Here is a 21,174-nt window from a genome sequence, read left to right as displayed (position 1 = left end):
GTATCAGTTTTTGAGAACATAACGTAAAGTATCCGCAGGATCAATTCCGTAGCGGATGCATTCTATTGCTATGGTAAGGCGGTTTACTTCATGTTCTTTATGGTAGAGATAGGAGTACAGAACGGCCGCACAGTAGGGGTGGGTTCTGGTTGATTTCTCTAAGGTGGAACGCAGCAGATAAATGTAGAATTCCTCCAGGGTGTTTTCCTTCATCTGCTGTTTATAACGCCTTCCATAATAAGTTTTATCCAGTATCTGGTAAAATTCATCCATTGAGGAGGCTTCCGTAAGTGTCTGAACCTCTTCTTTTTTTAATTTGTAATTTACAGGGATCAGCAGAGCATAAATATCTGCCGGATTTATCTGGAAGTACTGTTTGGAACGCTGGATAAACTGCAGGTTCAGCAAATCGAATTTGACCCCGTAAGCTTTAGTAAGCTCTTTTAAATCCAGTTTGGCAAACAGCTTGTCCTTCATCTTCCAAATCTGATTAAAATAGTAGAGATCGAGAGCCATCCCGTAGTCAAATACCAGAGGATTCTCGTGCTCCTGTATCATGGAAAGGGGACGGTAGAACTCATTTCCCTTCAGGGATGAAATCAGCTCCTCCATAGTGGCGGAGGCCGTCAGAAGATCCAGATCCAGTCTGGAATGGTGCCGGAAAAAATCCCGGTAGGGTTCCAGATTGATACGGGGCGTATCTCTGTGATCAAAAATATTTGCCAACAGCTCCTTTAAAACCCGGATTTCATAACGCTTGGAATAAAGCATCAGAAATTTCCGCTGTTCTTTATCTGCAAAGGAGTAGATTTGGCTGAAATTTTGGAAGATTGTTTTTTTCAGCATGACTTCAATCTCCCCCCGGTGCAGCGCGTTTTCATCTACATTGGACCATACGGCTCCGTATTGCGGGGTTTTCTTTAAATAAGAAACCACCTGGGGGACACTGGTAAGCTGAGCAATTTCAGCCAACTGCTGTTCGTTGATTAATTTGCTCTGCATTGCCCGGATTTTTGTGGAAATTCCGCTGTAGGAGAGCATATTTCCCATGATGTCACTTCCTTGTATCATAAATTTGCAGACAGTCAGGGCTGCCGTCTGCAGGATTGAAAACTTACGAGTGAAGTATTTCTTCAAAAAGCTCTCTGGCAAGCCGCTGATGATTCTGCCTGTAGTAGGAATCAATCTGGTCATTGTGTTCCTGGGTTTCCTTACGCAGCTTCTGAAGATGCGTTTCTTTGTCCTGAAGAAGCTGTTTCTTAATTTGTTCGATTTTCTGAGCAGTTTCTTCTTCCAGAGCAGAATCGAATTCCCGGCATTGTTTTTCCATTTCTTCAGAGAGTGCATGTTTTCTGCGCTCAGCATCGTCCATGATATGGCCGGCTGCTGTTTCAATTTCTGCTAATTTTTTAATTATTTGTTCCATTTCCACCCTCCTTGTTTTTGTATCTATCATACACCTTTTCATTGAAAATTACCAATTGAAAATAGAAAATTTACAAAAAAGTAGAGAGATTACTTAAAGAATTGTGGAAGAATCTGTGAAAAAATGGAGAAAATGTGGAAGATTGGAGAAAATTGTATAGTAAATTATATAAATTTAAACCAGAACGATGGATTTTACAGGGGAGGATTGACAAAGAGGAGACAGATATGAAACAATAGCACCGAAAAGGAGGACGTGGATATGCGGTTGAGAAATATACCAGGGGCGAAAGAGATTATCCGCACCAGCGAATATGTGGTGCAGAACCCGGAGGCCAGAAAAGGGCTCTGGGCGGCGGTCTTTCCGAAGAGACAGCCTCTTCATATAGAAGTGGGAATGGGGAAGGGACGTTTCCTCATGGATATGGCGGCTCTTCACCCGGACAGAAACTATGTGGGGATTGAGATGTACGACAGTGTTCTGCTTCGGGCCATACAGAAGCGGGAAAGCCGGGAGGAAGAGAAGGAGAGACTTTCCAATCTGCTTTTTCTGTGTGTGGATGCCAGAAACCTTCCGGAAATCTTTGACCGGGGAGAGGTGGACAGAGTTTATCTGAATTTTTCGGATCCCTGGCCTAAGGCCCGTCACGCCAAAAGGCGTCTGACTTCCTGTGAATTCCTGAAGCGGTATGAGAAGATTTTATCCCCCGGGGGCTGTGTGGAGTTTAAGACGGATAACCGGCAGTTGTTTGAATTTTCTCTGGAAGAAATAGAAAGAGCCGGCTGGGAGCTGCTGGAAAAGACTTACGATCTGCACAGGGAAGCATCCATGATGGCAGGAAACGTTATGACAGAGTACGAGGAAAAGTTCTCTCAGATGGGGAACCCGATTTACAAATTAACAGCCAGGAAAAAGTAGAGACAGCATCCGGAACAAATCCTGCATAGAATAGTTACAAAGAAAGACAGGAGAGTTCCGGAATGTCTCGTAAAAGGAAAAAATTGGACGCAGCATTTACAAAACTGGGCTATGATCACAAAAAACTGGATGCCCGTATGAGAAAAATCAAAAAATCTGTAGATGAGATGAATCGGATTTTTGGTGAAATGGAAAAGAAAAAATAGAAATTATAAAAAAAATATAAAAAAGTATTGACATTTGCAGGGAATAACGATTATAATATCTCTTGCGTTAAACAAATGAGCGCCTTTAGCTCAGCTGGCAGAGCACCTGACTCTTAATCAGGGTGTCCAGGGTTCGAACCCCTGAAGGCGCATAAAAAGCACTGTTTTTGCGGACGTTTTGAGCCGTGGGGACGGTGTTTTTTTGTGTATATAAAGGAGACTGCTTTCTTTGGCGTTGCAGAATAACCAGACATAGGATACAATGGAACAAAACACTTCAGGAAGGGAAGGAACCCTTAGGGCAGAGAAATCGTCCGAAGAGACAAAAGAACAGGAGAATAGGCAGTTGAAGGAAAAAACAGATAAAAAGATGATTATCGGCTGGATTATCCTGATTGGCGTAATGGCAGCCATTGGAGGCGGATTCTGGAGCACGGTTGCCGATCAGGCAGAGCAGATGAGACAGGAAGAGGCCAGACAGGAAGAACAGGCGGTGACAGCTATGTATATTGAAACAGGAATGCTGGTACCGGACGCAGTCTTTGTGGATATGGAAAACCAGACCGTGTTTACAGCAGAGGTTCCGGAAGAAGGAATCTATAATAAAAACAACAAACGGGAGGCGGACGGTATTCTGGAACACGGAGACGTGGTTAAGATTACCGGGGATGGAGCCATGACCATGTCCATTCCGGCGCAGTATCCGGGGGTTACGAAAATGCAGGTATTAAGAAGAGGCAATACAAAAGAGATGGCCGCCTGCGAGAAAGCGGCAGAGGATACCTTGTCTTAACAGGAGAAGAAAATGAATAAGAGAATTGCTGTTTTATCAGATACCCACGGACTTTTGCGTCCGCAGGTAATGGACATTGTAAAAAACTGTGACGCCGTTATTCATGCCGGCGACATAGGAAAGCAGGAGATTCTGGATACCCTTTCCCTTTGCGGCCCCATTTATGCCGTCAGGGGAAACAATGACAGAGAATGGGCGGCTCATCTGAAAATGGTGCAGGAGTTTCGTCTTTTCGGCCTGGAGTTTTATGTGGTGCATAAGAAAATCCATCTGCCGGACTACCTGCCGGGGAAAGAAATTGTGGTTTACGGTCATTCCCATAAATATGAGGAAGAAAGAAAAGAGGGGAAACTGTATCTGAATCCGGGAAGCTGCGGCCCCAGGAGATTTCAGCTTCCGGTAACCATGGCCGTGCTTACAGTAACGGATGGAAATTATCAGATAGAGAAAGTGGAGATAGAATGAAAATTATAATTTCTCCTGCAAAAAAGATGAAACAGGACACAGACACTCTGGAATGTCAGGGACTTCCGGTTTTTCTGGAGAAGACAGAGCGCCTGCTGCAGTGGATGAAGGAACTGTCCTATGAGGAATTAAAAAAGCTCTGGAATTGCAGCGATTCCATTGCCCGCCTGAATTATGAACGAATTCAGACCATGGATCTTCGCAGGAATCTCACCCCCGCGCTGTTAGCCTACGAAGGGATTCAGTATCAGTATCTGGCCCCGGCAGTTCTGGAAGAAGGAGCGCTTTCCTATCTTTCAGAAAATCTGTTTATTTTGTCTGGTTTTTACGGGGCATTAAGAGCCATGGACGGGGTCGTTCCCTACCGTCTGGAGATGCAGGCAAAGGGCGCGCCGAAAGCCTCGGAAAACCTTTATGAATTCTGGAAGGATGAGATTTACCGGGAAGTCACCAGGGAGGACTCTCTGATTATCAATCTGGCCTCGAAGGAATATTACCGCTGTCTGGAGAAGTACCGGACAGCGGCGACAGAATGTATTACCTGTATTTTCGGGGAGTGGAAAGAAGGAAGGGTTATCCAGAAGGGAACCCAGGCGAAAATGGCCAGAGGCGAAATGGTACGCTATCTGGCCCGGAAGAAAGTTCAGAATCCGGAGGAAATCAAAGAATTCTGCCGGCTGGGGTATTCCTTTGAAAAATCTCTTTCCTCAGACAGTCAGTATGTATTTATAAAAGCAGGCAGGTGACAGGTTTTATTCATCGTTACCTTCGGAGAAGGTATCCCGGGATATGGTACGCACCTGGATGCCATTCACTTCTATATGGTCGTTTACAGTAATAACCAGACACTGACGGCCGTCAATGATACGGGTTTCCACCAGGTCGGTCCGATCCGGATGAACCTGTATCGTAACATCCGGCGTCTTAATTTCAAATTTTCTGGCGCTGACAATATTGGAAGCCAGAAATGCAGCTTTATGGTCAGCAGAAGATTCAAAACAGGAGTCAAAGGTTTCCAGTTTTTCCTGCTGAACGCCGCTGCTTTGCAGAAGTCGTTTCACTTCTTCTTTTTCCAGGGCAGGAGGTTCAGGACTGTCTTTCTGAGTTTCTGCATATTCATTTAACTTTTCGTGAATCGTCTTAACCACTTCGTAATCGCAGTCTTCCTGCAAAGTTTCCTCAATGATCGAATTGAAGGTTTCCTTTTGTTCTTTGGCTGTCATGGAAACGGAACAGCCCAGAAAATCTTCAACAAATTCTGTCTGCAGTTCCTCTGCATTTTTAGAATAATAGAGAACGTGGTGGATGTCGCTGCTTCTGTCGTTAAAAGCAGGGAAGAGAAAGCCTTTTGCCGGAAGTTCCACCAGCCAGTCTCTGGCACGGTCTTCGATGCTGTTTCGCTCAGCGTTATAGCAGAGTCCGGCTTTGGAGAGCTTCACCGGGCAGATACTGCACAGCAGGTATTCATAAACTTCATCGGAAGCGTCAAACATTTCCTGACCGTCTTTTGCCTTGCCCGGCACGTCATAGGCGGCATGGATGAGAATAATAAAATAATTTTCTCCGTAATAATAACTTTCAATGATTTTATCGTAAAACTCTTCCAGAAGAGCGTCATCCTGCAGGCGGCTGTCTCTGAGAGAGAGGAGAAATTCCTGGGATTTGCCGTTAAATTCTGATTCCAGAGGGAATTCCAGATTCAGAAGGTTCTTCCCCAGGGTTCCGGAAAGGGTTTTTTTGAAGATTTCAAAATATTTAAAAGCTTCTTCCTCCGGAAGAGACAAAAAAGCCTCTTTCAGAGTTAATTTCTTCTCTTTTTCTGCATCTACATAGCAGCCGCAGATTCTGGTAATGGAACAGTTTTCCGGTGTGAATTGTTTTTTTATTTCTGTAACTTCTTTTTTATTCATAATATCCTCCGATTGTTACGTCAGGTTGTTTCCCTGCTATTATATCGGAATTTGAAACCGGGGACAAGAAGGTTTTAGGCGTTGCGTTTAAATCCAGGTGTGTGATACTATAGACACAGAAAGACTTTACAACAGAAACAGGATAATAGGAGAAGATATGAATTATAAAATCCGATACGCATGTGTCTGCGACAGAGGAAAGGTACGTACCAATAATGAGGATAATTTCTGGTGTCAGGGGCTTTATCTGGATCAGGAACATCAGGGGCTGGATAAAACTCTGACCGGAGAGGCGCTGCAGGAGACTATGCCGGGCTTTGCTGTATTTGACGGTATGGGAGGAGAAAGCTGCGGGGAAATCGCCTCCTATCTGGCGGCCAATGCCTTTCAGAAATGTTACCAGAAGGAGATTGGAAACGGCAGCAGCGATATGGAAGGCTTTATCAGACGGGCCTGCCGGGAGATGAACCGGGAGGTTTATCAGTATTCTCTGGATCATAAGATAAGAAGTATGGGCTCTACGGCGTCTGTGATTATGTTTGGAAAAGAACAGATTTATATTGGAAATCTGGGCGATACCCGAATTTATCATTTTTATGACGACACGTTAAAACAAATTTCCAAAGAGCATTCGCTGAAGCGTTTCCCGGGGGATAAAAAGGGCCCCCTGACCCATTATGTGGGAATTCCGGAGTCAGAACTGCAGGTATCCCCTCATATTGCCAGGGGAAGCTATCACCATAAAGACAAATATCTGATTTGCTCCGACGGACTTACGGATCTGGTAAGCGATCAGGAAATCGGACAGGTTCTGAAAAACGGAAAGTCTGTAAAGGAATGTGTGGAAATTCTGCTGGAGATGGCCCTGAATCAGGGAGGACGGGATAATATTACGATCCTTTTATGCGAACTGGAGCAAACCGGGGGAACAGAGCCGGCTCCCCGTATAAACAGGAAGAAGAAATGGGGAATCATTGGAGCGGCGCTGCTTCTTGGAATTGTCGCATTAGGCGTTCTGGCCTGGTTTCAGTTTGGCGGTACGGCAGAAGAGACATCAGGGGAAGAAACACGTCAGGAAGCCGAACCCTCAAAAGCGCCTGACAAAGACAGAGAGGGAAAAAATGTTCAATTGCAGGAACAGGAGAATAACACACAGTTACAGGAGAACAGCATTCAGATGCAGGAGCAGGAGGAAAATACGGTGGGGTTGGTTACCAAGCCCAAAAATCAGCAGCAGGAACCGGTTGTAGAAACAGCAGAGGCAGAATATACCTATGATGAAATGGAAGAGGATCTGAAACTGCTGGAAGAACAGTATCCGGATTACATGAGCCTGAATTCTCTGGGAAAGACAGCGGATCAGAGGGACATCTGGGAGGCTGTCCTGGGAGATCCCCAGGCTTCCAGACATATTTTAATACAGGCGTCCATTCATGCCAGAGAATACATGAATACTCTGGTTGCTATGAAGCAGATAGAAGAATATCTGACTGGCTTTGAAAGCGGGGCCTATGAGAATATTCCCATGGAGAATCTGTATGAGGATATATGTATCCATGTGATTCCCATGGTGAATCCTGACGGAGTGACCATCAGCCAGAAGGGGCCGGCCGGTATCCGGGATCCGCAGCTTCGGGCAGCAGCAGAAGGAATCTACCAGGCAGATCTGCAGAATCAGAAAACAACTCTGCCGGAAGAAGAGTATTGGAGAAACTGGAAGGCAAACGCAAGAGGCGTGGACTTAAACCGGAATTTCGATGTGGGATGGCAGGAATATCAGGGAACTTCCTATCCTTCCTCGGATTGTTATAAAGGGGAGGCCCCGGCCAGTGAACCGGAGACACAGGCCATTTTGCAGGTGCAGCAGGAGAATCCCCTTGTCTGCTGCGTGGCTTATCACTCTTCGGGAAATCTGATTTACTGGAACTATGGAAGCCAGGGCCAGGTGCTTGCGCAGGATCAGGCTTTGGCACAAAAAGTGCAGGAGGTTACAGAATACCCGCTGCATTCTACCATCGACGACGGAACAGATTCTGCCGGGTGCAGCGACTATTTCGTATTAAAGCTGAATATTCCGGCTATTACCATTGAAAACGGAACAGGGGCATGTCCTCTGGGAATAGAAGAATGGGAAACCTTATGGACAAGAAACAAAAATCTGTTTCCGGCTCTGGCGGTTTTATACAGATAAGAGGGAGGCAAGAGATGCAAAGGGAAGAGAGGATTCCTGAATATTCAGGATGGGAAGAGTGGACACTGACAGAGTTTCTGGGAGAAGGCGCTTACGGAAAGGTGTTTAAAGCCCGACGAAATGGAATGAAGGGGGAGTTTTATTCCGCCATAAAGAAGATTACCATTCCCAAGAGCCAGACGGAAGTGCAGTCCCTTCTGGGCGAGGGGATGACAGAGGCGTCTGTCAGAACGTATTTTTCTGATATTGTAAACAAATGTATGGATGAAATTGCCCTTCTTGGAAAGCTGAAAGGTCATCCTCACATTGTGAGTGTGGAAGAATTTAAGCTGGTTCCCCATGAAAAAGGAATCGGATGGGATATTTATATCCGTATGGAACTTTTAAAGAGCCTGAATGAATATCTGGCAGGAAGAGCCCTTACGGAGAAGGAGGTGCTCCGGATTGGAACCGACATCTGTTCTGCCCTGGAATATTGCGAAGAATATCATATTATCCACCGGGACATTAAGCCGGATAACATTTTCGTAACACCTGCAGGCAGCTTTAAACTGGGAGATTTCGGCATTGCCAGAACCCTGGAGAATACGGGTACCAATCTGTCTGTAAAAGGAACTTACTACTATATGGCCCCGGAAGTTTACCGGGGAAGGCCCTACGGAAGCAACATTGATACCTATTCCCTGGGAATTATGCTGTACCGGCTGTTAAACCGGAATAAATATCCTTTTATGGACATCCGGCAGGAAGTTTCCACAGTGACCGACAGGGAAGATGCCTTTCAGAAACGGATGGCCGGAACGCCTCTGCCAAAGCCCTGCGCGGCTTCCCAGAGTACCTGCCAGGTGATTCTGCGGGCCTGTCAGTATGAGCCTCAGAATCGTTACGATTCCGCCAAATCCATGAAAAGGGATTTGACCAGAATCCTGGAGGAGGGAGTTGTGTCTTCTCAGCCATGGGAGGAAGAGACGGTAAGAGCGGTTCCCCCTGCAGAGAAATCCTTTGAACGGCAGTCCGGCATTTCCGATTTTGATCCGGAGCGGAAGAATATAAATGGAATGCAGAAACCAGGAAAAAGCAAAGCTTATCTGGCCGGGATTCTGATGGGGGCGGCAGCCCTTGTGCTGGCAGCAGCTCTTGGAGGATACTTCCTTCTTCGGGATAAGCCGGCCGAGAACGAAGTCCTGAAACAGGAGGCGAAGGCAGCCCAGGAGGAGGAAGTGACAGCAGCCCCCAGTCCGGAGGCAGCCCAGGAGCCGACACAGGAGCCAGTGGTTTCTGAGGAGCCCGCTCAGGAAGAAGCGCCCACAGCAGCCCCCGCTCCCACGGTTCAGCCAGAACAGCAGCCCCAGCCGCAGGCCCAGGCAGCAGAACCTGTGTATACTACGTATTATGTAGTGAACTGCCAGGAATATATTACTCTGAGGAGAAGTCCGGATACGGCGGCCGCAGAAATTACTAAGATTCCCTTAAATTCAGCAGTCAGTTATGTGGAACCGGCGCAGAACGGGTTTTACAAGATTATTTATAACGGTCAGACAGGTTATGCCCTGGCGTCCTATCTTTCTGCCACTCCCGGCTCAGCCAGTCAGGCGGCGCCGGCTCAGCAGAATACGGCCGGCAGTAATCTGCTGCAGGTAGTAGGCTGCAGTACTTCTATTACCATGAGGAGCGCCCCGAATGTTGACGGGGCGGAGATTACCCAGGTTCCGCTGGGAGCTTCCGTTTCCTATACGGGAAATTACTCGGGAAGTTTTTATGAAATTACTTACGGCGGTCAGACGGGCTACGCCCTGGCGTCCTATCTGCTTCCGGTGGGCCAGACACAGGTGCCCTATACGGTGATGAAAGTGGTAAACTGTCAGGAAAGTATTACCCTGAGACAAAGTCCCAGTACCCAGGCGGGAGAATTAACACAGATCCCTCTTGGATCCACAGTGGCATGTATAGACTCCGGTTACGGGGATTTTGCAAAAGTATCTTATATGGGAGCCGAAGGATACGCCTTAAAGAGTTATTTGACAACATTTTGAAAGCGGTAAATTAGACAAAAAGCATACCTGAGTTTTGTGTAATATGACAGGGTACGTCGGAGAAAAATTCGACGCCCTTTCCTTTTTTTGAATGAAAAAAGATAAAATAAACAAAAAAAGGATTGAAAAATTGTGAAATATTGTGTAATTGAATATTGACTTTGCGGGCGCAAAGAGTAAAATAAAGAGCAATTAAAAGGAAAAGAAAAGGAGGGGATTATACGGGTAATTTATCAAGCACATTGATGGAAGAACTTAACTGCAAAACGGTTTTTACCATACCTGTGTTTGGAGGAATTCCTGTAGCAGAGTCCATCGTCGTTACCTGGATTATTATGGCGGTTCTGGTTTTGCTGTCTGTAATTCTGGTAAGGAATCTGAAGGTGGAAAACGTAGGAAGAAAGCAGCTTCTGCTGGAAACGGGGATCAGTTTCCTGTATGACTTTTTCTACGGTATTCTGGGAGAAAAGGGAAAACGATACATTACGTATCTGATGACGGTTGTTCTCTATATAGGAATTGCGAATATTATCGGTTTGTGCGGCTTCAAATCACCAACCAAGGACCTGAATGTAACCGTGGCGCTTGCGGTGATGAGCATCGTGCTGATTGAATATTCCGGTATTCATGCAAAAGGTTCAAAGAAATGGCTCAAAAGTTTTGCAGAACCAATCGCCATTGTGGCGCCGATTAACGTACTGGAACTCTTTATCAGACCCTTGTCGCTGTCTATGCGGCTATTTGGAAATGTACTGGGATCCTTTGTAGTAATGGAGCTGTTAAAGATTGTTATGCCAATCTTGCTCCCCATTCCCTTTAGTATCTATTTCGACATCTTTGACGGGTTTATCCAGGCGTATGTATTTGTTTTTTTAACCGCATTATTTATGAAAGAAAAAATGGAATAACAGGAGGAAAAAAGAATGGGAACATTAATCGCTATTGGAGCAGCTATTGCAGTTTTAACAGGTATCGGAGCAGGCGTAGGTATTGGAATTGCCACAGGTAAGGCAACAGAAGCGATTGCCAGACAGCCGGAAGCAGAAGGAAAAATCAGCAAAGCCCTGCTGCTCGGTGCGGCCCTTGCGGAAGCAACCGCTATTTACGGCTTCGTAATCGGACTTTTAATTATTATTATGCTGGGATAAAGAAAGGTAGGTGGACCAGTTGGTTCAGATTAATATTAACCTTGTCTTTGAGATTATTAACCTGCTTGTTCTTTATCTGCTGCTGAGAAAATTTCTGTTTGGTCCTGTGATGAATGTTATGGAAAAGAGAAAAGCCATGATTGAAGGCGGACTGAAGCATGCAGAAGATACAGAAAAGAAAGCAAATGAATTGAAAGAACAATATGAAATCGCGTTAAGCTCTGCCAAAGAAAAATCCGGTCAAATCGTAGAACAGGCAAAACTGGAAGCGAAAAGACAGGCAGATCAGATTCTGGCAGATGCACAAAAAGAGGCGGGACAGCTGATTGCCCGAGGGGAAGAGGCAGTGGAAAACCAAAAGCAGCTTGCCATGCAGCAGATGGAAAGTCAGGTGGCTCAGCTTGCCATGGACGCAGCTTATAAAATCATCGGTCAGAAGACCAGCGAGGAAAATGATTTGTCCCTATATGACCAGTTTATAGAAAAAGCAGGTGATTCCCATGACACAGACAGCAATTAATTACGCAGAGGTACTGTATGAACTGTCGGTACCGGAGGAATCCATTGAAAAGACAGAACAGATCGTTCAACAAGTTCCCCAGGTGGGGGCTGCCCTGTCCAGTCCGGTAATTGCCCTTTCTGCAAAAGAAAAGATCATCGATCGGATATTCCCCGCAGAAATGAGAAATTATCTGAAAGTGCTCTGCAAATATCAGAAGGCAGACAGGATGGAAGAAATCTTTGAAGCGTATCGGGAATATAAACGCAGACAAAACCAGATATTAAAGGCTACGCTCTGGTATGTGACTCTGCCCCGGGAAGAACAGACAGAGAAAATCCGCTCCTTCCTGCAGAAGAAGTTTCACTGCAGGGAAGTGGCTTTTGAACTGAAACAGAAAAAGGATTTAATCGGAGGATTTCTTCTCCAGGCAGGAAATCAGGAGTATGACTGGAGTCTGGCAGGACGCTTCAGACAATTGGAACAGAAATTAATCCGGAGGTGAACAAGTTGAGTGCAATCAATTCAGAAGAAATTATTTCGATTCTGAAAGAAGAGATTCTTAATTATGACGAGATAAGTAAAGATAAAGAAGTGGGCAGGGTGCTGACCATAGGAGATGGAATCGCAACGATCTATGGGATCGACCATGCCAGATACGGTGAGATTATAACCTTTGAAAATGGCCTGAAAGGAATGGTTCAGGACATTCGGAGCAATACCATCGGCTGCATTTTATTCGGAAAAGAGGATGGTATTCATGAGGGTACCAAGGTGGCCCGTACCGGAAAGAGTGCGGGGATTCCCGTAGGGGAAGGTTATATCGGAAGAATTGTAAATGCCCTGGGTGCTCCTCTGGATGGAAAAGGGGAGATTCAGGCAGAGGACTACCGCCCGGTGGAGAATCCTGCGCCGGGAATTATTGACAGAAAGTCGGTCAGCGTGCCCCTGGAAACCGGGATCCTCTCCATTGATTCCATGTTTCCTATCGGCAGAGGACAGAGGGAGCTGATTATCGGCGACCGTCAGACAGGGAAAACATCTATCGCCATTGATACCATCTTAAACCAGAAGGGAAAAGATGTGATCTGTATCTATGTAGCCATCGGTCAGAAGGCTTCTACTGTGGCGAAACTGGTTAATACTCTGCAGAAATACGGAGCCATGGATTACACCACGGTATTTTGCGCGACGGCCAGCGACTGCGCGCCGGAACAGTACATTGTTCCCTATGCGGGAACCGCTCTGGCAGAATACTTTATGTATAAGGGAAAAGATGTGCTGATTGTATACGACGATTTATCCAAGCACGCTGTGGCTTACAGAGCCTTATCCCTGCTGCTGGAACGATCTCCGGGCCGTGAAGCCTATCCGGGAGACGTTTTTTACCTTCATTCCAGACTGCTGGAACGCTCCAGCCGGTTAAGCGAGGAGGCGGGGGGAGGTTCCATTACGGCACTGCCTATTATTGAAACTCAGGCGGGAGATGTTTCCGCTTATATTCCCACCAATGTAATTTCCATTACAGACGGACAGATTTTCCTGGAAAGCGATTTATTCTTTGCAGGTATGCGGCCGGCTGTTAATGTAGGTCTTTCCGTATCCCGTGTGGGAGGCGCCGCGCAGACCAAAGCCATGAAAAAGGCATCGGGAAGTATTCGTATTGATTTGGCACAGTACCGGGAGATGGAAGTCTTTACCCAGTTTTCTTCCGATCTGGATGCGTCTACCAAAGAACAGCTTCAATACGGCAGCGGGCTGATGGAGCTGTTAAAACAGCCCCTGTGCAGTCCCCTTTCTCTCCACGAACAGGTTATTACATTATGTGCGGCTACTCATAAAACCCTGATGCATGTGGAGAAGAAAAAGGTAAAAGAATATCAGAGAGAACTTTTGAAATATGTAGATAATGTCTATCCTGAAATCGGCCGGGAAATTGAAGAAAAACGGGAGCTTTCAGAGGAGCTGGAGGCGAAGATCGTAAAGGCTGCAGAAGAATTCAGAGACAAGAGCAGGTGTTAGTATGGCAAATGCAAAAGAAATACAGACACGTATGAAGAGCATTGAGGATACAATGAAGATCACCAATGCCATGTATATGATTTCTTCTTCCAAGATGAAGCGCGCGAAGAAAGCCCTGGCGGATACAGAACCCTATTTTTATAACATTCAGGGGGCAATTTCCCGTATTCTGCGCCATGTGCCGGATATTGAACATCCCTACTTTGACAAAAGGGAAGAGATTCCTGCAAAAGAGCGGAAAATCGGATGCGTTGTGATTACAGCAGATAAGGGACTTGCCGGAGCTTATAACCATAATGCGATAAAGGCAGCAGAGGAGCTGCTGGAGAAAGAAGGAATCCATAAGCTGTACGTTCTGGGTGTTGTGGGAAGACACTATTTTGAGAAAAGAAATGTGGAGATGGACGGTTCTTTCCAGTATACCGTTCAGCATCCCACCATGCACCGGGCGCGGCTGATTGCAGAAGAAATCATAGAAGAGTTTAAAGGAAAAAAGCTGGACGAAGTGCATATTATCTATACGCAGATGCAGAGCGCAGTCAGTGTGGAAGTGGAGCGGATTCAGCTCCTTCCCCTGCAGAAAGCCCGGTTTTCTCCTTCTCAGATCCCCCTGGATGTGCACCGGGAGGACATTGTTATGGAACCTTCTGCGGATGTGGTTTTAAACAGTATTATTCCGAACTATCTGACAGGTCTGATTTACGGATGTCTGGTGGAGGCTTTTGCCAGCGAGCAGAATTCCAGAATGATGGCAATGCAGTCTTCTACGGACAGCGCAAAAGCTATGTTAAAAGATCTGTCCATACAATTTAATCGTGCGCGCCAGGCCGCGATTACACAGGAAATTACAGAGGTAATCAGCGGAGCCAAGGCGCAAAAAAGGAAGTGATGTGAATGAATAAGGGAAAAATTGTCCAGGTCATGGGACCTGTAGTAGACGTAAAATTTGATGAAGGACAGCTTCCTGAAATAAATGAGGCATTAGAGGTGGAAAACGAAGGCCGAAGATGCGTGATGGAGGTTGCCCAGCATGTGGGAAATAAGGAAGTACGCTGTATTATGCTTTCTGCCAGTGAAGGACTGTACCGGGATATGGAAGTAACAGCCACAGGGAAAGGAATCCAGGTTCCGGTAGGAGAGAAAACCCTGGGCCGTCTCTTTAATGTACTGGGTGAAACCATTGACAAGGGAGAATCCCTGGAGAAGGAAGAGCACTGGGTGATTCACCGGAATCCCCCTTCTTTTGAAGACCAGAGCCCGGTGGTGGAGATTCTGGAAACGGGAATCAAAGTCATCGACTTACTGGCGCCTTATGCCAAGGGTGGTAAAATCGGTCTGTTCGGAGGAGCCGGCGTAGGCAAAACCGTTCTGATCCAGGAGCTGATTCAGAACATTGCCACAGAACACGGAGGCTACTCTATTTTTACAGGAGTAGGAGAGCGTTCCCGTGAGGGAAACGACCTGTGGACGGAGATGAAAGAATCCGGAGTCCTTTCTAAAACAGCCCTGGTATTCGGTCAGATGAACGAGCCGCCGGGATCCCGTATGCGTGTGGCAGAGACAGGGCTTACCATGGCAGAATATTTCCGTGATAAAGAGCACCAGGATGTGCTGTTGTTTATTGATAATATTTTCCGTTTTACCCAGGCAGGTTCTGAAGTTTCCGCACTTTTAGGGCGTATGCCCTCTGCTGTAGGCTATCAGCCCACACTGGCAACAGAGATGGGCGCTTTACAGGAGAGAATCGCATCCACCAAAGAGGGATCTGTAACTTCTGTTCAGGCCGTTTATGTGCCGGCAGACGACCTGACCGATCCGGCTCCTGCCACCACCTTTGCTCATCTGGACGCCACCACCGTTTTGTCCCGAAAGATTGTGGAACAGGGAATTTATCCGGCAGTGGATCCCCTGGAATCCACCTCCCGTATTCTGGAGGCAGACGTGGTGGGGGAAGAACACTATGAAACAGCAAGAAAGGTTCAGGAAATTCTTCAGAAGTACAAAGAGCTTCAGGATATCATTGCGATTCTGGGTATGGAAGAATTATCCGAAGAAGATAAAAATACCGTATTTCGCGCCAGAAAGATTCAGAAGTTTTTATCTCAGCCGTTCCATGTGGCGGAAACCTTTACAGGCGTAAAGGGGAAATATGTGCCTCTGAAAGAAACCATCCGGGGATTTAAGGCTATTATTAACGGCGAAATGGATGAATATCCGGAAAATGCCTTCTTTAATGTGGGAACCATTGACGAGGTAATCGAAAAGGCAAAGGCAGAAAACGAAGCCGGGCAATAAGGAGTGAGCGCTTATGAATACATTTGGTCTGGAAGTTTACGCCAGTAATAAGCTGTTTTTTTCCGGAAGAGCTGCCGAGCTGATTCTTCCTTCTGCCGACGGAGAAAGAGGTATCCTGGCTCACCATGAAGATATGTTTGTGGCGCTGGTACCGGGCAGTATGAGAAAGAAAGACGCAGATGGAAACTGGGAAGAAGTTATTATCAGCAATGGATTTGCGGAGATTGTAAATAACCGTGTGAAAGTATTTGTTCTGACTGCGGAACGTCCCGATGAAATTGATAAAAACCGGGCCCGGGAGGCAAAAGAGCGCGCACAGGAACAACTGCGCCAGAAACAGAGCATCCAGGAATATCATATTAATCAAATGGCTCTTGCCAGAGCAATGGCTCGTCTGAGAGCCGGAAATAAAGGGAATCATAACATCTGATGAGTAAGAATAAATGTGATATAATGTGTTTGACAGATGCAGTTTAGTTGCGAAATCTTATGATTTGGATTATACTTAGTCCAATAGGAGGAAGGAGGCACGATTGCATGCCGCAGACAATTCAAACACTACTTACTCAGTATTTATCAGAAATACAAAAGATTTATGGTACACATCTGAAATGTGTTATTTTATATGGTTCCTATGCAAGAGGGGATTATACCTCAGATTCTGACGTGGATATTATGGTGTTGGTGGATTTATCGCCGGAAGAACTGGAAGGCTATTCCGATGCACTGTCAGAGCTTGGGTATGAATATAATGTTAATTATGATATATGGATGATGCCGGTTGTAAAAAACCTTCAGCATTTTAAAAAGTGGGTGGCAGCGTATCCGTTTTATACCAATATACAGAAAGAAGGGGTGGTTTTATATGAAGCAGCCTGACTTTCTGGACGTAGGGACAAAAATGGATGTGGCCTGGCATCGACTGGAAGTGGCTAAAGAAGGAGTGGCTTTTAAGAGACATAAAGATACTCTTAGTTATTTTAACAAGAATTATGTGTATCCGGGGATTTTTCCCCGTGAACTTGGAAAGAGGATTGTGAAGGCGGAGGAGATTCGGCATGCAAGTGATTATGATACCTTCTATATCGCTTCCAGAGAGATAACTGCACAGCAGATGGAAACGGCTTCAAAGATTCTGGAGCTTGCAGAACAGTATTTGATTGCTGAAGAAAATCGATCTGATTGATCAGCCGGGCTGTAAAAAGCCCGGCTGATTTTATATCCGAATATGTCCGTCTCAGCGAAAAGTAGTCAGCCCATATTCCGCAGAACAGGCGATGCAGGCCAGACACATGGCGAAAACCAGGACCAGAAGAATCAGAAAGATGGCCGGCATATCATAGCGGAATTCTGTTTTGGAACTGCGGAAGTTGGCCACGAACACTTCTGTGCCCAGAACAATAAAGACCACAGGCCAGAGGCGGAAAATATTGTAATAACTCAGGGCTGGGTACACCATATGGACAAGCATTAAAATACCGGTCGCCAGCAGGACACAGCCGAAAGTAAAGGAACCGACCCTATGCGTCTTCATCTTCGTTCAGCTCCTTTCTTTTTCCCAGAATCAGACAAATTCCTGCTCCGATTAAGAGAACAGAGAAAAAGGCCTGAGGCAGATAGTAAGTAATTCGTTTGAGGATGGCAGCAATGGCCGGCGGCAGTAAATTCAGAAGAATACCGGAGAAACTCTGCCACAGCAGGCAGATGCCGAAAATAATGAAAAAGACGGCCACCGCGTAACGGTACTTTTTAAGAAAGCTCCTTTTATCTGTAATAAAAGTATTCATGTAAAGTATGGGGGCGTCCTGCATACTGTAAAATTCTTCCTCGCTTAAAGATTTTAAATTATGGACATCAAAGAAACTGTAAAACCAGAGGATGGGAAGAAACATTAAACTCCATCCCATACCGGTGGCGGAACAAAGGGCGAAAATAGACCAGAACAGAATCATGATACTGAGTCCCTTCTGAAAAAATCCCATATATAATTCTCCTGCTCCGGGGATTAAGGAGCACAGGAATACAAGAAATCCTTTTTTTTGCTTTGTCATGTTAATCGTCTCCTCTCATAAATAAATTTGAAAACTGGTATAAATAGCCTGCGGCTTTATCATTTTTTTCTCTTATCCGGTCGCCAAGGTGCTGAGAGAAAGAAGGGCTTTCTCTGACAGGCGAAGGCTGTTCCGGGGGAAGATAAGTATTTACCTTTGACACCGTGGAAAGAAGGAGCAGAGCAACTCCTACAGCGGCGGCTGTCTTCAGGCCGTAGAAAAATAACTGGGTTCTTTTGGAGGTTTTCTTAACTGTCTGGGTAAACACAACCTCCGGTGACTGGGAACGCTCTAAAATCTGCTCTTTCAGATAAGCAGGGGCTTTGCAGAGGTGTCCGTCAGTTTCCAGCGTCTGTTCCAAATCGGGCAGGCAGCCGTCGTTTTCATATAAGTTATTCAGGAAATCCAGAATTTCCCGGCAGTCTTGTGTTTCTTCTCCTGCTTTTGGCAGCTGAAGAATCTTTTCCGGTTCTCTGGTCATAAGCGTCACTCCTTTCCAGTAATTTTTTCAGCATGGCCTTCGCCCGGTAAATCTGAGTCTGAATGGTTTTTAGGTTTTTCTGATGTTTTATGGCAATTTCCCTGGCGGAAAGTTCCAGGCAAAAATGCTCGATGGCCACTTCCCGGTAAGGACTTTTCAGTTTTCGGCAAAGAGCTTCTGTCTGGCTTTGGGATTCTCTTTGCAGATAGGTATCTTCGGCAGAGTTATGACTATCCGGCAGTCGGGCGAAGTATTCTTCTTCGGTGGGAATGGTCCGCCGTCCGGAATTCTTCAGGAAATCAAGACACTTACGTGCTGCAATTTTACATAACCAGGCTTTTTCATAGGTACCGTCAAAATCTGCCAGGTTTTTGTAAGCGGCTAAAAAGGTTTCCTGGGTTAAGTCCTCTGCGTCGAAAGGGTTGCCGACAGCTTTTAAACAGACAGAATAAATTAAATTCTGATACTGGTCAATCAAAAACTCCAGATATTGTTGTTCTGAAATACTATCCGCCCCCTTTCTTATCCATTCACTTATTATAACGATACCAGAAGGAAAAAGTCTTCAGATTTAAAAAAATTTTATGCTATAATGAAAAGCAGTACGAGTAAAGGAGAGCGAATAATATGACAGAACAGCTTTATTACCAAAATGTTTATCTGAGAGAATGTACAGCTATGGTGCGTACCTGTTATAAGGAAAAAGATAGATATGCCGCAGTTCTGGACAGGACTGTTTTTTATCCGGAAGGAGGCGGACAGCCTTACGATACAGGCACTTTAGGAGATGCGAAGGTATTGGAAGTCCATAAAAAGGACGGAGAAATTGTTCATTATCTGGATCGCCCTTTAGAGGAAGGAAAAGAGGTAACTGCAGAAATTAACTGGGAGCGGCGTTTCGATCTGATGCAGCAGCACTCCGGAGAGCATATGGTCAGCGGGATTGTTCATGAAAAATACGGATATGACAACGTGGGATTTCATATGGGAAGCGATGTGATTACCATCGATTTTAATGGAATTCTCACAGAGGAACAACTGGGTGAAGTGGAAAATCTGGTAAATCAGAAAGTCTGGGAGAATAGGAACGTAGAAATTACGTATCCTTCGGAGGAAGAATTAAGAACTCTTCCCTACCGAAGCAAAAAAGAACTGACAGGGGAAATCCGAATTGTAAATATTCCGGAAACGGATTTATGTGCCTGCTGCGGACTCCATGTAACCCACACAGGGGAAGTGGGAATGGTAAAGCTGCTGAGCGTGCAGAAATTCCGGCAGGGAGTCCGGGTGGAAATGATTTGCGGAAACAGAGTTCTTTCCTATTTAAATGAGATCAATACACAAAACAAAGAGATTTCTGTGCTGCTTTCCGCCCACCCTGCAAAAACGGCGGCAGCAGTAAAACGGCTGTGGGAAGAAAATTTCCAAAACAAAGGGAAAGTGATTTCACTGGAAGAGAGAGTTTTTCAAAATGAGGCAGAAAGTCTGAAAGGTGCAGGAAACACCCTGATTTGGGAAGAAGGTCTGGAGAGCGATTCCGTACGGAAACTGACCGACGCAGTGATGCATACCTGCCAGGGACTCTGCGCCGTCTTCAGTGAGCAGAAAGATGGAAGCTTTAAGTATGCTGTGGGAGAAGAAGGCGGCGATTTGAGAACCTTTATAAAAGAAATGAACCAGGCCTTACAGGGAAAAGGGGGAGGAAAACCCTTCTTTGCCCAGGGATTTGTACAGGCATCCAAAGAAGAGATTGAAGAATTCTTCCGGAAACTGTCTCCTACCGTCTGCGGAAGTAAGAAATAACAAATCCGATCAAAATCAGACAAAGAAGAAACGGCAGCAATGCGCTTAAGAGGGTAATCAGTAAAATAACAATCAAGGCTGCAAGGATAATCGCCGCCGCCTTTCCGTACCAGGTGCTGAGATCCAGCCAGTGAAAGAATGAGGGACGGTAAGGGCGCCGGGGATTCTCCTGGTATGTTTCTTCATAATAATAATCCCGGGAAGATTCACTTTGAGACTGGTAATTCTCCTGGGGAGGATTGGTATCCACCAGAGTCTTTGCAATCAGGCGGGGATCTCCCAGGATAGATAAAATGTCCTCCTCGGTTTTTCCTGCCTGAATCTGATCGTTAATGTAACGTTCATAGTACTGAACATGGGCGGTGGCCTGCTCTTTCGGCATTTCCAGACATAACTGTTCTTCCAGTATTTTAATAAATTCCAATTTATTCATTGAGCTGTAGTACTCCTGCAAATAGTTTTAGATTTTATGATTCTTCCATTTTAACATAAATTGTTAAAAAGAAATATGTTTTCTTTAGAAAATATTAATTAAAATTTCATAAAAAGAGTCTGGTTTTGAAAGAAAAAATAGGATAAAAATTACAAAAAATAATTGACAAAATATTGACATAATAGAAAAAGAATGTTATGATGTCAATATCAATTGAAAAGGTATCTGATTACTGACGGATAATTAAGTGGAGAAACCACGTGGAATCAGATATTAGAAACGCCGACCGTCTGGGCAGTATTTGAGGGTTATCAAGTACTGTTTTTTTTTATCTTTTTTGGTCAGACAGAAACTGCAGGAAAGATAACGGTGGTGGAATCAAGAGAAAGGGGATTATTCATTATGGGATTCAAATCAGACATTGAAATTGCACAGGAATGTACAATGGAGCCAATCACAAAGATTGCAGAAAAAGCGGGGATTGATGACAAGTATCTGGA

General features: G+C 45.4%; 26 protein-coding genes, 1 tRNA gene, 1 pseudogene and 1 riboswitch. Of the genes and pseudogenes, 20 read left to right on the top strand and 8 right to left on the bottom strand.

The window, feature by feature from the left end; all coding sequences use genetic code 11:
* Window positions 1-3 precede the first annotated feature (3 nt).
* Window positions 4-1,050 carry a V0D/AC39 family V-type ATPase subunit gene (locus B5F53_RS17180; RefSeq protein ID WP_087226095.1) on the bottom strand — a complete coding sequence of 349 codons (1,047 nt, stop codon included), beginning with the start codon at window positions 1,048-1,050 and terminating at the stop codon, window positions 4-6.
* 64 nt (window positions 1,051-1,114) lie between these two features.
* On the bottom strand, window positions 1,115-1,426 hold the full coding sequence (locus B5F53_RS17175) for a hypothetical protein (protein ID WP_087226092.1): 312 nt from the start codon (window positions 1,424-1,426) through the stop codon (window positions 1,115-1,117).
* Window positions 1,427-1,687: 261 nt separating this feature from the next.
* Between B5F53_RS17175 and trmB the strand changes: the two genes are divergently transcribed.
* The 6 genes from trmB to yaaA all read left to right on the top strand — a co-directional run bounded on the left by trmB (window position 1,688) and on the right by yaaA (window position 4,554).
* Window positions 1,688-2,344, top strand: coding sequence for a tRNA (guanosine(46)-N7)-methyltransferase TrmB (gene trmB / locus B5F53_RS17170; RefSeq protein WP_087226089.1), 657 nt, complete (start codon window positions 1,688-1,690; stop codon window positions 2,342-2,344).
* A 62-nt stretch (window positions 2,345-2,406) separates the two neighbouring features.
* The gene (locus B5F53_RS19995; RefSeq protein ID WP_162610643.1) at window positions 2,407-2,550 is read left to right on the top strand and encodes a hypothetical protein; all 144 of its coding nucleotides are present in this window, start codon (window positions 2,407-2,409) and stop codon (window positions 2,548-2,550) included.
* Window positions 2,551-2,629: 79 nt separating this feature from the next.
* Window positions 2,630-2,702: transfer RNA gene (locus B5F53_RS17165), tRNA-Lys, on the top strand.
* A gap of 194 nt (window positions 2,703-2,896) precedes the next feature.
* Complete coding sequence (locus B5F53_RS17160; RefSeq protein WP_087226086.1) at window positions 2,897-3,343, top strand: hypothetical protein; 447 nt, start codon at window positions 2,897-2,899, stop codon at window positions 3,341-3,343.
* 12 nt (window positions 3,344-3,355) lie between these two features.
* A complete protein-coding gene (locus B5F53_RS17155; protein WP_087226083.1) occupies window positions 3,356-3,808 on the top strand; it encodes a metallophosphoesterase family protein in 453 nt (150 codons plus the stop codon).
* Complete coding sequence (gene yaaA / locus B5F53_RS17150; protein ID WP_087226080.1) at window positions 3,805-4,554, top strand: peroxide stress protein YaaA; 750 nt, start codon at window positions 3,805-3,807, stop codon at window positions 4,552-4,554. Before B5F53_RS17155 ends, yaaA begins: the two co-directional genes overlap by 4 nt.
* Window positions 4,555-4,560: 6 nt before the next feature.
* Here the strand turns inward: yaaA and B5F53_RS17145 are convergent, their stop codons facing one another.
* Complete coding sequence (locus tag B5F53_RS17145; RefSeq protein WP_087226077.1) at window positions 4,561-5,718, bottom strand: DUF4317 domain-containing protein; 1,158 nt, start codon at window positions 5,716-5,718, stop codon at window positions 4,561-4,563.
* Window positions 5,719-5,875: 157 nt separating this feature from the next.
* Here B5F53_RS17145 and B5F53_RS21010 point away from each other — a divergent pair.
* The 13 genes and pseudogenes from B5F53_RS21010 to B5F53_RS17085 form a co-directional block, all read left to right on the top strand.
* Window positions 5,876-6,505, top strand: a pseudogene (locus B5F53_RS21010) (PP2C family protein-serine/threonine phosphatase); the annotation flags it as partial.
* Between the two features lie 390 nt (window positions 6,506-6,895).
* On the top strand, window positions 6,896-7,909 hold the full coding sequence (locus B5F53_RS21005) for a M14 family metallopeptidase (RefSeq protein WP_442856302.1): 1,014 nt from the start codon (window positions 6,896-6,898) through the stop codon (window positions 7,907-7,909).
* Between the two features lie 14 nt (window positions 7,910-7,923).
* Window positions 7,924-9,942, top strand: a complete 2,019-nt coding sequence (locus B5F53_RS17135) for a protein kinase domain-containing protein (RefSeq protein ID WP_162610642.1) — start codon at window positions 7,924-7,926, stop codon at window positions 9,940-9,942.
* Between the two features lie 245 nt (window positions 9,943-10,187).
* Entirely contained in the window at window positions 10,188-10,850 is a 663-nt protein-coding gene (locus tag B5F53_RS17130; protein WP_087226068.1) for a F0F1 ATP synthase subunit A, read from the top strand.
* A gap of 15 nt (window positions 10,851-10,865) precedes the next feature.
* Complete coding sequence (gene atpE / locus B5F53_RS17125; protein ID WP_087226065.1) at window positions 10,866-11,090, top strand: ATP synthase F0 subunit C; 225 nt, start codon at window positions 10,866-10,868, stop codon at window positions 11,088-11,090.
* Window positions 11,091-11,109: 19 nt separating this feature from the next.
* Window positions 11,110-11,610, top strand: coding sequence for a F0F1 ATP synthase subunit B (gene atpF / locus B5F53_RS17120; protein ID WP_087226062.1), 501 nt, complete (start codon window positions 11,110-11,112; stop codon window positions 11,608-11,610).
* Window positions 11,591-12,094, top strand: a complete 504-nt coding sequence (atpH, locus tag B5F53_RS17115; RefSeq protein WP_087226059.1) for an ATP synthase F1 subunit delta — start codon at window positions 11,591-11,593, stop codon at window positions 12,092-12,094. Before atpF ends, atpH begins: the two co-directional genes overlap by 20 nt.
* Window positions 12,095-12,099: 5 nt before the next feature.
* On the top strand, window positions 12,100-13,611 hold the full coding sequence (gene atpA / locus B5F53_RS17110; RefSeq protein WP_087226056.1) for a F0F1 ATP synthase subunit alpha: 1,512 nt from the start codon (window positions 12,100-12,102) through the stop codon (window positions 13,609-13,611).
* 1 nt (window position 13,612) lies between these two features.
* Window positions 13,613-14,500 carry an ATP synthase F1 subunit gamma gene (atpG, locus tag B5F53_RS17105; protein ID WP_087226053.1) on the top strand — a complete coding sequence of 296 codons (888 nt, stop codon included), beginning with the start codon at window positions 13,613-13,615 and terminating at the stop codon, window positions 14,498-14,500.
* A 5-nt stretch (window positions 14,501-14,505) separates the two neighbouring features.
* A complete protein-coding gene (gene atpD / locus B5F53_RS17100; protein ID WP_087226050.1) occupies window positions 14,506-15,906 on the top strand; it encodes a F0F1 ATP synthase subunit beta in 1,401 nt (466 codons plus the stop codon).
* A 13-nt stretch (window positions 15,907-15,919) separates the two neighbouring features.
* The gene (atpC, locus tag B5F53_RS17095) at window positions 15,920-16,336 is read left to right on the top strand and encodes an ATP synthase F1 subunit epsilon (RefSeq protein WP_087226047.1); all 417 of its coding nucleotides are present in this window, start codon (window positions 15,920-15,922) and stop codon (window positions 16,334-16,336) included.
* Window positions 16,337-16,443: 107 nt separating this feature from the next.
* A complete protein-coding gene (locus B5F53_RS17090; RefSeq protein WP_087226044.1) occupies window positions 16,444-16,785 on the top strand; it encodes a nucleotidyltransferase domain-containing protein in 342 nt (113 codons plus the stop codon).
* Complete coding sequence (locus B5F53_RS17085; RefSeq protein ID WP_087226041.1) at window positions 16,772-17,092, top strand: HEPN domain-containing protein; 321 nt, start codon at window positions 16,772-16,774, stop codon at window positions 17,090-17,092. Before B5F53_RS17090 ends, B5F53_RS17085 begins: the two co-directional genes overlap by 14 nt.
* A 51-nt stretch (window positions 17,093-17,143) precedes the next feature.
* Here B5F53_RS17085 and B5F53_RS17080 read toward each other — a convergent pair whose 3' ends face one another.
* The 4 genes from B5F53_RS17080 to B5F53_RS17065 are packed head-to-tail and all read right to left on the bottom strand — an operon-like array spanning window position 17,144 to window position 18,916.
* Window positions 17,144-17,440, bottom strand: a complete 297-nt coding sequence (locus B5F53_RS17080) for a LiaI-LiaF-like domain-containing protein (RefSeq protein WP_087226038.1) — start codon at window positions 17,438-17,440, stop codon at window positions 17,144-17,146.
* Window positions 17,427-17,957: a hypothetical protein gene (locus tag B5F53_RS17075; RefSeq protein ID WP_087226035.1), complete on the bottom strand. Its 531-nt coding sequence runs from the start codon at window positions 17,955-17,957 to the stop codon at window positions 17,427-17,429. Before B5F53_RS17075 ends, B5F53_RS17080 begins: the two co-directional genes overlap by 14 nt.
* A 1-nt stretch (window position 17,958) precedes the next feature.
* Window positions 17,959-18,438 carry a hypothetical protein gene (locus B5F53_RS17070; protein WP_087226032.1) on the bottom strand — a complete coding sequence of 160 codons (480 nt, stop codon included), beginning with the start codon at window positions 18,436-18,438 and terminating at the stop codon, window positions 17,959-17,961.
* Window positions 18,350-18,916 carry an RNA polymerase sigma factor gene (locus B5F53_RS17065; RefSeq protein ID WP_242970359.1) on the bottom strand — a complete coding sequence of 189 codons (567 nt, stop codon included), beginning with the start codon at window positions 18,914-18,916 and terminating at the stop codon, window positions 18,350-18,352. The genes B5F53_RS17070 and B5F53_RS17065 overlap by 89 nt, the downstream gene beginning before the upstream one ends.
* Window positions 18,917-19,065: 149 nt before the next feature.
* On the opposite strand from B5F53_RS17065, the gene B5F53_RS17060 reads away from it, so the two are divergent.
* Window positions 19,066-20,241: an alanyl-tRNA editing protein gene (locus B5F53_RS17060; RefSeq protein ID WP_087226026.1), complete on the top strand. Its 1,176-nt coding sequence runs from the start codon at window positions 19,066-19,068 to the stop codon at window positions 20,239-20,241.
* Here B5F53_RS17060 and B5F53_RS17055 read toward each other — a convergent pair.
* Window positions 20,216-20,674 carry a DUF1700 domain-containing protein gene (locus B5F53_RS17055; RefSeq protein ID WP_087226023.1) on the bottom strand — a complete coding sequence of 153 codons (459 nt, stop codon included), beginning with the start codon at window positions 20,672-20,674 and terminating at the stop codon, window positions 20,216-20,218. The two genes, B5F53_RS17060 and B5F53_RS17055, sit on opposite strands and share 26 nt — an antisense overlap.
* A gap of 218 nt (window positions 20,675-20,892) precedes the next feature.
* Window positions 20,893-20,977: riboswitch (ZMP/ZTP riboswitch) on the top strand.
* Window positions 20,978-21,174 lie beyond the last annotated feature (197 nt).

The sequence above is a fragment of the Blautia sp. An249 genome (genome assembly GCF_002159835.1).
In the GTDB taxonomy this organism is placed as follows: Bacteria; Bacillota; Clostridia; order Lachnospirales; family Lachnospiraceae; genus Blautia_A; species Blautia_A avistercoris.
The sequence above is the reverse complement of the archived record's forward strand: the minus strand, read 5'-3'. Positions and strand labels throughout refer to the sequence as shown.

Bases quoted from the DNA above. Each gene is read 5' to 3' on its own strand.
- B5F53_RS17180 (WP_087226095.1), bottom strand. From the start codon at position 1,050: ATGGGAAATATGCTCTCCTACAGCGGAATTTCCACAAAAATCCGGGCA.
- B5F53_RS17175 (WP_087226092.1), bottom strand. From the start codon at position 1,426: ATGGAACAAATAATTAAAAAATTAGCAGAAATTGAAACAGCAGCCGGC.
- trmB (WP_087226089.1), top strand. From the start codon at position 1,688: ATGCGGTTGAGAAATATACCAGGGGCGAAAGAGATTATCCGCACCAGC.
- B5F53_RS19995 (WP_162610643.1), top strand. From the start codon at position 2,407: ATGTCTCGTAAAAGGAAAAAATTGGACGCAGCATTTACAAAACTGGGC.
- B5F53_RS17155 (WP_087226083.1), top strand. From the start codon at position 3,356: ATGAATAAGAGAATTGCTGTTTTATCAGATACCCACGGACTTTTGCGT.
- yaaA (WP_087226080.1), top strand. From the start codon at position 3,805: ATGAAAATTATAATTTCTCCTGCAAAAAAGATGAAACAGGACACAGAC.
- B5F53_RS17145 (WP_087226077.1), bottom strand. From the start codon at position 5,718: ATGAATAAAAAAGAAGTTACAGAAATAAAAAAACAATTCACACCGGAA.
- B5F53_RS21005 (WP_442856302.1), top strand. From the start codon at position 6,896: ATGCAGGAGCAGGAGGAAAATACGGTGGGGTTGGTTACCAAGCCCAAA.
- B5F53_RS17135 (WP_162610642.1), top strand. From the start codon at position 7,924: ATGCAAAGGGAAGAGAGGATTCCTGAATATTCAGGATGGGAAGAGTGG.
- B5F53_RS17130 (WP_087226068.1), top strand. From the start codon at position 10,188: ATGGAAGAACTTAACTGCAAAACGGTTTTTACCATACCTGTGTTTGGA.
- atpE (WP_087226065.1), top strand. From the start codon at position 10,866: ATGGGAACATTAATCGCTATTGGAGCAGCTATTGCAGTTTTAACAGGT.
- atpH (WP_087226059.1), top strand. From the start codon at position 11,591: ATGACACAGACAGCAATTAATTACGCAGAGGTACTGTATGAACTGTCG.
- atpG (WP_087226053.1), top strand. From the start codon at position 13,613: ATGGCAAATGCAAAAGAAATACAGACACGTATGAAGAGCATTGAGGAT.
- atpD (WP_087226050.1), top strand. From the start codon at position 14,506: ATGAATAAGGGAAAAATTGTCCAGGTCATGGGACCTGTAGTAGACGTA.
- atpC (WP_087226047.1), top strand. From the start codon at position 15,920: ATGAATACATTTGGTCTGGAAGTTTACGCCAGTAATAAGCTGTTTTTT.
- B5F53_RS17090 (WP_087226044.1), top strand. From the start codon at position 16,444: ATGCCGCAGACAATTCAAACACTACTTACTCAGTATTTATCAGAAATA.
- B5F53_RS17085 (WP_087226041.1), top strand. From the start codon at position 16,772: ATGAAGCAGCCTGACTTTCTGGACGTAGGGACAAAAATGGATGTGGCC.
- B5F53_RS17080 (WP_087226038.1), bottom strand. From the start codon at position 17,440: ATGAAGACGCATAGGGTCGGTTCCTTTACTTTCGGCTGTGTCCTGCTG.
- B5F53_RS17075 (WP_087226035.1), bottom strand. From the start codon at position 17,957: ATGACAAAGCAAAAAAAAGGATTTCTTGTATTCCTGTGCTCCTTAATC.
- B5F53_RS17070 (WP_087226032.1), bottom strand. From the start codon at position 18,438: ATGACCAGAGAACCGGAAAAGATTCTTCAGCTGCCAAAAGCAGGAGAA.
- B5F53_RS17060 (WP_087226026.1), top strand. From the start codon at position 19,066: ATGACAGAACAGCTTTATTACCAAAATGTTTATCTGAGAGAATGTACA.
- B5F53_RS17055 (WP_087226023.1), bottom strand. From the start codon at position 20,674: ATGAATAAATTGGAATTTATTAAAATACTGGAAGAACAGTTATGTCTG.